The sequence below is a fragment of the Frankia sp. CgMI4 genome (assembly GCF_001756285.1).
Classification (GTDB): Bacteria; Actinomycetota; Actinomycetes; order Frankiales; family Frankiaceae; genus Frankia; species Frankia casuarinae.
Map to the genome: position 1 here is coordinate 1 of NZ_MAQZ01000106.1, position 2,048 is coordinate 2,048.

Annotated in this window: 1 protein-coding gene; it reads right to left on the reverse strand. The window is 65.2% G+C overall.

Annotation, left to right across the window (positions count from 1 at the left end; all coding sequences use genetic code 11):
* Positions 1-370 precede the first annotated feature (370 nt).
* Complete coding sequence (locus tag Manayef4_RS18310) at positions 371-1,609, reverse strand: helix-turn-helix transcriptional regulator (protein ID WP_070132477.1); 1,239 nt, start codon at positions 1,607-1,609, stop codon at positions 371-373.
* Between the last annotated feature and the right edge of the window lie 439 nt (positions 1,610-2,048).

The window sequence follows — 2,048 nt, forward strand, 5'->3', positions numbered from 1 at the left end:
ACCAGGCCAGACGATCCCGGCCCCGCACCGGCACCTCACACTCCAACCGGGCAAAATGCTCGTCCTCCCACCGGCCCACGGCCAGGACCCCCCTCCGACGTGATCGCGACACGGTGGTCGCTGTCTTCATAGACGGRCAGTCCCCATTTGCCGATGACACAGGATCGCCAGGTCATAGGTTCTCCGGACAGTAGGAGTGATGAAAAGGYACCCCGAGGCCGGGAAACAGAGAACCGATTCCCTATCTCAACCAGCCCCGGAGGCCATGCGAAGAACCTAACGCCAACCGGCAATCGGAACGAGTCGCGTAACGCAGTAGTTCACCTGACACGCCACGTCCAACTACCACGCCCCGTGGTAGTTGGACGATCTACTGGACCTGCATGAAGTCGGCAAGCTCGCGTAGCTCCGAACTCAGCCTTCGCTTCCGGGAAAGCAGAACCGTACTCAGGACGTCCTTACCCTTGCGCTGGTGTCGCAGCCATTCCGGCGCGGTACGAAGCAGCAGCGTCAGCACACCGACCGCATCCCCGAAGTCACGAAGCGCTGCATGCGCAGCGGCCACATCGAGTAGATGACGGTTGTAGTTGTCCGACCGCCGCCGCTTCCCTGCGCCGTCGCGGACATCCTCCGCTATGCGCAGCACCCMACGCGGATCATCAGCGATGATCAGCGCCTCAGCCCGCTTCATCCGCACGACATTCGGATTGAACGTCGTGAAATACTGATGGTGCCGGCCAGTAATCCCCGACCCGGTGATCCTGGACGCGGCAACCTCGGCAAGCGACAAAAAGTCATCCGACGCATCGACTCGATTGTTCCGCACCGCCGCCGCCGAACCACGCAGCAACAACCATCCCCACGCCGACAGCTCCGCATCACTCGCCACCGACAGGCGCGGCTCCACCCGCGACGCCGTCTCGCGAGCAAGCCGCTCCGCGTCATCGAACCGCCCCTGACGCACAAACAGCCAGGACTGTGAGATAGCACCCGCCGCAGCCGYCAGCCGATCCCCGGAATCGAGAGCATCCCGCATCGCGTCACGAATCGCCGCATAGGCAAGATCGTATTGACGTACCTGAGTCAGAAACCAGCCCGCGACCTGGAAAATCTCCGCCCGCAGCCGCGCCGCCTCCCGACGATCACCCTCATTCTCCGCACCATCGACAAGCCCGTGACTTTCCTCGATCATCACCGGCAGCATCGCAGCCACAGCGCCGAAGTCGTCGGACTGGTAGACCCTGATCGCGTTTGACAGCGCATCTCGAAGCCGAGACTGCGACTCCTGTGCCGATCCACCTACCGGTGACCGCGAAACGCCGACGAGGCCGACAGCAGGCGTGAGAACCTGGCGTAGCGGCAGCAGATTCAGCTTCTCGTCTTCCGTTGCATCAGTCACTGGCCCAGGTGAACGTGCCCCGAACAGCGACGACGTCTCCGTATCCAGCGCACGGGCCAACGTGCGCAGCGTCTCGATCCGCGCGCTTCCACCCTGCTCGATCTTCCGCACCGTCGACACGCTCAACCCAGCCTCGTCGGCCAACCCCTCTTGAGAGAAGCCACGCCGCAGCCGGAGAGCCCGAAGACGAGCGCCCGGATCGTCCACCACTCCGCACCCCTCCCCGAACGTGCCCGTAATCAGGGTACGTGCACCTACAGCGCAACTCACCGACCTGCACAAACAGACCATACAAAGATCGTCGCCAATGTTCTCTTCCTTCTTTTTTCAAGGGCGGCCTTCGGCCGCCGCGTGTGACCTGGCGCACGCGCCGCGCGTCGCCGTGCGTGCCGCGCCTACGGGATCGCCGCACCCGGCCGGGGTCCCGCCTCCCTCCGGTCGGCACCCCGGCCGGAGCGTCGCCCCGTGGGCGCGTCGGCCCGTCGGCGCGTCGGAGCGTCAGACCCCCCGCCAGAGGGTCCGTGACGATCGGCGGTGAGAGTGCCGCTGGTCCGCGCCGGTGCTCCAGGAGCCGCGCGACGTCCGCGAGGACGGTGCCGCTGCTGGTTGTTGGGGCTCCGCCCCAAACCCCGGCCCTCACTCTGGAGGA